Raw genomic sequence first — 5,493 nt, 5'->3', positions numbered from 1 at the left:
CAAGAGAAGCTGCTTCCCAGATTGGGTAGAAGTGAAGACCGATCGCGTTAGACGAAGGAACAACTGCACCTGTGATGATGTTGTTACCGAACATCAAGGAACCTGCTACTGGTTCGCGGATGCCGTCGATGTCTACGGGAGGGGCTGCGATGAATGCAGTGATGTAGCAAATTGTGGCTGTCAGTAGTGTAGGAATCATCAAGACGCCGAACCAACCTACATAGAGGCGGTTGTCGGTCGATGTGACCCAGTTGCAAAACTGATCCCACAAGTTAGCGCTTTCGCGCTGCTGTAAGGTGGCTGTCATGTGTTTATGATTGCGTTATTTGGTTGTCAATGTTCGGATGATGTCTCTATTATTAACGATGCCGTGAAGGTTTGTAAAGGCCTGTAGCGACAGTTAAACTGATGAAGGTGATAAGGAAAGCTGATGAGCCCTGCTGCCAGGGGGAAAACACATCACGCGGCGGTCTTCGGCACATCCTACCTTTTAACGCGGAACTGGTGGCAGCGGAGGTTGAGAAGGCACAGGAGGTGGCTCGATCGGCAGTGGAGGCGCAGCATTGCGAGCTGGTGGCGCACTGCTGAACTGCTGGAGTTGCTCTGGGGTGAGCGATCGCAAAATTCTCAGTCCGAGAGTGTCTCGCGAGATGCTTAGAGCGTAGTTCGGCTGTAAATAGGGGCGGAAATTTGATTTGTTGTTCAAATAGGTTTCCATGAAGGCTACGCTGAGTCCGTTGACGTAGCGGCGGGCTAAAGCAGGTTCGGGGCCGATGACATCTGGTGGTGGCAGAAAGACGCTTTGAGGGGAATCCTCGATCGTTGAGAAGTGAGTCCCGTTGTTCATCAGTACCAAATATTTGTTGGGCGATGTCAGCCAAGTGAAGGGTTGAATTTGTTCGAGCAAAGCTGGGGCGACTGTATCGGCGCTGCCTGCGACTACCATGATTGGGATTTTTATTTGGCTGAGGTTTGTTTCTCCGAGAATGCTGCTGGCGATCGGGTTGATGGCGATCGCAGCTTTGATGCGCGGATCGCTGAAATTGTACTGGTTGCGAGCTAGGCTGCGGGCGCGGCACTGCAACAGCAGGGAGAGGTTCCAAGTTTCGTTTTCTCGCTGGCAGTCTTTGTCTAGCTGGGCAAAGTTAATCCCCGCTCCGGCTAATGTTAAAGCTGTATAGCCACCGAAAGACTGGCCGATGATGCCGACTCGCTCCAAGTCGAGCTGCCCTCGGTAGGCAGGATTGGTAGTCGAAAGTTTGGTTAAATAATCGAGCAAATCTTTGATGTCGAGGGGGCGGTTGACAAATTCTGCTGGTTCTGTTACTTCGTTGGTTTTGCCTGTTACTAGGTTTTGGATTTGTTGGGCGTTGCTGCCTGGATGTTCGGGAACGGCGACGGCAAAGCCATAGGAGGCTAGCTGTTTGGCTAAATACTCGAAGGAAGTGCGATCGGAACCTAAGCCGTGAGAAATTACTACTACAGGGGCCGGTTGCGGGCTGCGCTGCGGCAGGTAAATGTCCATATCAAAGGTGCGATTGCGACTTGGACTCGTTATAGTTACCGATGATTTTTGCCAAGTATAGGGGCCCGGTAGCTGGGGCTGTAGGATTTCTGCGGGCGGTATCGCGGGCTCAGAGGCTGCTGCTGCTTCCGACAACTCGATGACTCCGGCGATCGCCCGATTGGAACGGTTGATCAGCGATGTCAGTTTGTCGGCGATACCCAAGGCGCGCGCAACGTCAATCCTGATACCGTAAGTAGGAAATTTTTGCAGCACGTTGAGAATTGTCAGGCCTTCTGGATCGGCGGCTGCTAAAATCAGGGCCGCTCGGATGGCATAAAATCCGGGCTGCCGAGCTTTGGTTTGAACTACTCGACCCAAGCGTTCCAGCAGCACTTCTCCTTGAGGCGTGTAGAGGAATTGGGCGATCGTCACGGGGCTGATTTCCGCTTTCGCTTGCAGGGCGCTGCGAATCTGAGCTAGCTGAGATTTTTTGGCGTACTGAGCAAAGCCGTCCAAGTTCGAGTCTATTTTGCCTTCTTTGGCGAATAGTGCCAAAGATTCGATCGGAACTGATTCTTCTAGCGGCCCGTAAGTTACGTAGATTCGCTCGGCCCCGAAAGCTGGTGCAGCGGTGCAAACAGCAGTGAATGCAAACAATCCTAGGTATTTTGGGGCGATCGACCGCCGAGTGCGAAGGGCAGCAGTAGAGAGACTCGGAAACAGACAGTTCATAACTTTCATACCTAGCACATTCTAATTAATTAGTCGGTGAAACGGTCTAAATTGTTTCGCCAATATTTAATGCCCAAAAATCTATCAGTTGCTTCGGAAATTAGGTTATCGTGGGAAGCATAGTCTGAGAGTAATTTTATGACCTGAAAACATTCTTCGGAAATTTTTAATTCAACGCGCCCGGGGTCAGTCGATTTGAGATTTTAAATTTCCTGGACAGAGGAATCGCCAAAGCAGGAACAAAAGTCTAAAATTTAGGGCACAGAACAACAAAATTTGGGGGCTTCTATCCATCTTTGGGCGAGGGGTCAAACCTACGGTTATGCCCATTGATTATTTTTTCAGCTATCCAACATATTTGCGATCGAGTTTGTAACTAGAGTCTGAATGAGAAAATTTATCATGTTCAATGCAACTGCTATCCTGATTGACGCTTTTGTGCAAGAGCTGCAGGCCGGCTACCGCCGCACCTACGGCAAGTACAAGCCTGACTATCCAGAAATTATCGCCTGGGCGGGGACGATGGCTCTGGAAAATATCGCTAACTGCGATGCTTTGTACCACAATGTGGAACACACAATGCTCGTGGCATTGGTGGGGCAAGAAATTCTGCGGGGCAAGCATATTCGCGAAGGGGGAGTGTCGCCGGAAGATTGGCTGCACTACCTGATCTCGCTGCTGTGCCACGATATCGGCTACGTGAAAGGTGTTTGCCGCCAAGACCAAGAAGCTGTCGGACTCTACGCTACGGGTATTGACGGGGGAATGGTTTCTGTACCGGTCGGCGCTACTTCTGCCAGTTTAACTCCTTATCATGTCGATCGAGGAAAACTCGTAATTGACGAACGCTTCGGCGGCCACACCTTAATTGATGCTGAACAAATCAAGCGCAATATTGAATTGACCCGCTTCCCAGTTCCTGCTAGCGAAACTCATCAAGACAGAAACAATTATTCTGGACTAGCCAGGGCCGCCGATTTGATCGGTCAGTTGAGCGACCCCAATTACCTGCGAAAAATCAGTGCGCTGTTCTACGAATTTGAAGAAGTCGGCACTAATAAAATCTTGGGCTACAAGTCTCCGGGAGATTTGCGACAAAATTACGCCAAGTTTTATTGGAACGGAGTTTTTCCCTACATTCCAGCAGCTTTGAACTACTTGGAATTAACCCAGGGTGGCAAACAAATCATTGCCAACCTCTACGCTAACGTGTTTCAAGTAGAACATGCTGAACCGCTCGCTTTCAACAAAACAAATGCTCAAGAATTAATTAAATCCCGTGCTAATGCTAATAGCAACTTGAACGGCGAACACAATAACGATCGCCTTCAACTTTCCACCTCCGGGGATAACAAGAAATTTAGCGAGTTTGCCGATCTAAATTTGTGAGAGATTGATCGACATAATTCAGCAGCTATAAACGCCAGTTATAATTACAACAAATGGTAAATTTAGAGCTGCTGATTTTTTATTGAGTTATAATATAACTAAGGAATGACAATTAAATAACTGTTACTTACTTGTTTGCTCGTTTGCTCGTTACCAGGCTCTACCTGGTAATGCAGATCCAGAGGCTCTGCCTCTCTTTACCCCGCCACTTTTGAAGAGAGAAATGTGTAACAAATGTTTAAAAGATTAAAGTCTTGTTCCTAAGAAATCCTTGTTGTTTAGAGAGAGTTAAATGATGGCAACCAACAACATAGAAGTCGTTTTTAGCTTTGATACAACTGGCAGTATGTATCCTTGCTTGACGCAAGTTCGCCGGAAAATTAAAGAGACGGTGACAAGACTGCTTGATGAAATCCCTGGCATTCGGATTGGCATTATTGCTCACGGGGACTATTGCGATGCTGGCAGCACTTACGTGACTAAACACCTCGATTTGTCGGGCGATGCCGACAAGATTTGCAATTTTGTGCAAAATGTAGAACCAACTGGCGGTGGCGATGCTCCAGAATGTTATGAATTAGTCTTGCACGAAGCTCAATCACTTTCTTGGACTCCAACTAATTCCAAAACATTGGTACTCATTGGCGATGACATCCCGCACGCACCCGCTCAAACTCCTCAAAAACTTAACTGGCGTCAGGAAGTAGATAAGTTAGCACAGATGGGAATTGCTGTGTACGGCATCCAAGCTCTCAACCGCAATCATGCTACTTTATTCTACAAAGAACTAGCCGAAAAGTCTGGCGGTTTTCACCTCAATCTCGACCAATTTTCCTACATCACAGATTTATTTTTAGCAGTTTGTTACCAACAGTCATCTAACGAACAACTACAAGCTTACGAGCAAGAAGTTGTCAGTGAAGGTCGCATGAGTCGCGGATTAAACAAGATGTTTGATACCATGCTGAAGCGGGAAGGCGCTGCTGTTTATGAATCAGCCGAATTGCGAGCCGTAAAACCGGGGAGATTTCAGATTCTAGAAGTAGATAACGAGATTTCAATTAAAGCTTTTGTGCTGGAGAATGGTTTGGCTTTTAAAACCGGGCGCGGGTTTTATGAGTTTACTAAAACAGAAACTATCCAAGGTAAGAAAGAAATTGTGCTGATGGAGCGTTCGACAGGGGATTTGTTTGAAGGAGAAGCGGCGCGAGAAATGTTGGGTTTGCCAAGGGGCGAGACTGTGCGCCTCAAACCTAGCAATCTAGAAAAGTATGCGGTTTTTGTGCAAAGTACCTCGGCGAATCGCAAGCTGATGGGGGGGACTCGTTTCCTTTATGAAGTTGAAGATTGGGATCGTTAAGCGATTTTAAATGTTCAAATTACCGCCGCAGATTGAGGCATAAAATGCTAACATTTTTATTGTGTTTGTGATATTTTGTTCTAGACATATGCGGTTAAAAAATATACACTTTTAAGTTAATATGCAACCAGACATTCAGCAGCGAGTTAAACAGTTGAGGGAGCAGCTACAGCAAGCTAGTTATGCTTATTATGTTCTCGATGCGCCGATTATGGCTGATGAGGTGTACGATCGCCTTTATCGACAGTTACAAGAGTTAGAATCAGATTATCCTGAATTAATTACTGCCGAAAGTCCGACTCAGCGCGTGGGAGAAAAGCCGGCTACTCAATTTTTTAGCGTCAAGCACAATATTCCTCTCTACAGTTTGGAAAATGCTTTTAATTTTGAGGAATTTGCTAAATGGCAGGAACGCTGGCAAAGAGTAGCACCTCCCCTAACCCCCGGTCAAGAGGGAAATGCACCCCCCCTAACCCCCCCTTATCAAGGGGGGGGACAAGAGGGA

At 47.4% G+C, this 5,493-nt stretch carries 4 protein-coding genes and 1 pseudogene; 3 read left to right on the top strand and 2 right to left on the bottom strand.

Annotation, left to right across the window (positions count from 1 at the left end):
* A pseudogene (locus IQ263_RS27480) lies at nt 1–307 on the bottom strand (photosystem II q(b) protein); the annotation flags it as partial.
* A gap of 183 nt (nt 308–490) precedes the next feature.
* Nucleotides 491–2,248 (bottom strand): alpha/beta hydrolase, encoded by a 1,758-nt coding sequence (locus IQ263_RS27475; RefSeq protein WP_228050415.1) that lies wholly within the window; start codon nt 2,246–2,248, stop codon nt 491–493.
* A gap of 393 nt (nt 2,249–2,641) precedes the next feature.
* On the opposite strand from IQ263_RS27475, the gene IQ263_RS27470 reads away from it, so the two are divergent.
* The 3 genes from IQ263_RS27470 to IQ263_RS27460 all read left to right on the top strand — a co-directional run.
* On the top strand, nt 2,642–3,628 hold the full coding sequence (locus IQ263_RS27470; RefSeq protein WP_194071212.1) for an Npun_R2479 family HD domain-containing metalloprotein: 987 nt from the start codon (nt 2,642–2,644) through the stop codon (nt 3,626–3,628).
* Between the two features lie 292 nt (nt 3,629–3,920).
* On the top strand, nt 3,921–4,988 hold the full coding sequence (locus IQ263_RS27465; RefSeq protein WP_228050414.1) for a vWA domain-containing protein: 1,068 nt from the start codon (nt 3,921–3,923) through the stop codon (nt 4,986–4,988).
* A gap of 121 nt (nt 4,989–5,109) precedes the next feature.
* Nucleotides 5,110–5,493, top strand: a 384-nt coding sequence (locus IQ263_RS27460; RefSeq protein ID WP_445286305.1) for a DNA ligase LigA-related protein, incomplete at its 3' end; no start/stop codon positions are given.

This window comes from Tychonema sp. LEGE 06208, assembly GCF_015207505.1.
Classification (GTDB): domain Bacteria; phylum Cyanobacteriota; class Cyanobacteriia; order Cyanobacteriales; family Microcoleaceae; genus Microcoleus.
The sequence above is the reverse complement of the archived record's forward strand: the minus strand, read 5'-3'. Positions and strand labels throughout refer to the sequence as shown.

Excerpts from the sequence above, each read along its gene's own strand:
- IQ263_RS27475 (WP_228050415.1), bottom strand. The coding sequence starts at position 2,248 with ATGAAAGTTATGAACTGTCTGTTTCCGAGTCTCTCTACTGCTGCCCTT.
- IQ263_RS27470 (WP_194071212.1), top strand. The coding sequence starts at position 2,642 with ATGTTCAATGCAACTGCTATCCTGATTGACGCTTTTGTGCAAGAGCTG.
- IQ263_RS27465 (WP_228050414.1), top strand. The coding sequence starts at position 3,921 with ATGATGGCAACCAACAACATAGAAGTCGTTTTTAGCTTTGATACAACT.